The organism is Acinetobacter stercoris (assembly GCF_900323515.1).
Classification (GTDB): Bacteria; Pseudomonadota; Gammaproteobacteria; order Pseudomonadales; family Moraxellaceae; genus Acinetobacter; species Acinetobacter stercoris.
Genome location: NZ_OOGT01000390.1, coordinates 1 through 1,456 on the forward strand (window position 1 = coordinate 1; position 1,456 = coordinate 1,456).

The window sequence follows — 1,456 nt, forward strand, 5'->3', positions numbered from 1 at the left end:
GACAAACACAGGTGATTTGTGAGTCTCTTTCAGAATATTGTAATCATGATCCTACTGATTACAGCCGCTGGTTTTTTATCCTTGACAGAAATTGCTCTTGCGGGGGCACGTAAAGTGAAGTTAAAAATCCTCGCCGAGGCAGGTGACGAACGTGCACAAAAAGTTCTTGATTTACAGGCGCAGTCTGCTGACTTTTTTGCTGCATCTCAAATTGGTCTTAATGCTGTCGCGATTTTAGGTGGTATTTTAGGTGAAGGGGCATTCCGTCCATATTTTTTCACATTTGTTTCTCGTTTTTATACCGGACCGTGGGCTGAAACGATTAGTTTCTCACTTTCTTTTACTTTAGTTACTTCATTATTTATTTTATTTGCCGATCTAATGCCAAAACGTTTGGCAATGATCGCACCTGAAAAAATTGCTGTAGCCGTCATAAACCCTATACAGATTTTTATTGTTATCTGTAAACCATTGGCATGGGTCATCAATGCTCTTGCCAACCTGCTGTTCCGCCTATTTAAGATCAATACGATTCGTGATGACAACATTACATTCGATGATATTTCTGCTGTCATGGATGCTGGTGCGCAAGCAGGTGTATTACAGAAACAGGAACATCATTTTATTGAAAATGTCTTTGAACTTGAAGAACGTAATGTCCCTTCCAGTATGACGACTCGTGAAAATGTAGTTTATTTTACTTTAAAAGAATCCGAAGAAAGTATTCGCCAGAAACTTGCAGATTACCCTTATTCCAAATTTTTAGTATGTAACGAAAATATTGATGAAGTCATTGGTTACGTAGATACCAAAGATATTCTGGTTCGTATTTTAAATAATCAGAAAATTAACCAGTTAAATGAATCGACTATCCGTAATGTACTGACTATCCCTGATACGTTGACCTTATCGGAACTTTTGGATCGTTTCAGGTCCAGCAAAGAAAAATTTGCAGTCGTTATAAATGAATATGCTCTAGTCGTTGGGGTGATCACGCTCTCTGACATCATGATCACGGTAATGGGTGACTGGGTAACGCCTATTGAAGAAGATCAACAAATTATTAAACGTGATAATAATTCGTGGTTGATTGATGGCAGTACCCCAATTGAGGATATGAAGCATGCGCTTGCAATCGATGAAATGCCTGATGATGACAATTATGAAACTTTGGCTGGGTTTATGATGTATAAACTTAGAAAAATTCCTCGTCCAGCGGATATTGTAATTTTTGGTGGTTATAAATTTGAAGTCGTTGATGTCGATCACTTTAAAATTGATCAATTGCTTGTTACACGACTTCTTGAGGAGCAAACTGCCCCTACCGAGAATGAAGACAATTAATAGCTCAACCAAAAAAATTAAACCCTTGAAATAAAATATTTTTCATAAAATCCTCTATTTTAATAGAGGATTTTTTTGTTCATAAATTACATTTTTACAATCGCGTTATTTG

The 1,456-nt window shown here is 36.7% G+C and carries 1 protein-coding gene; it reads left to right on the forward strand.

The window, feature by feature from the left end; translation table 11 throughout:
- Positions 1–18 precede the first annotated feature (18 nt).
- Positions 19–1,344 (forward strand): hemolysin family protein, encoded by a 1,326-nt coding sequence (locus KPC_RS19745; RefSeq protein WP_121976000.1) that lies wholly within the window; start codon positions 19–21, stop codon positions 1,342–1,344.
- Positions 1,345–1,456 lie beyond the last annotated feature (112 nt).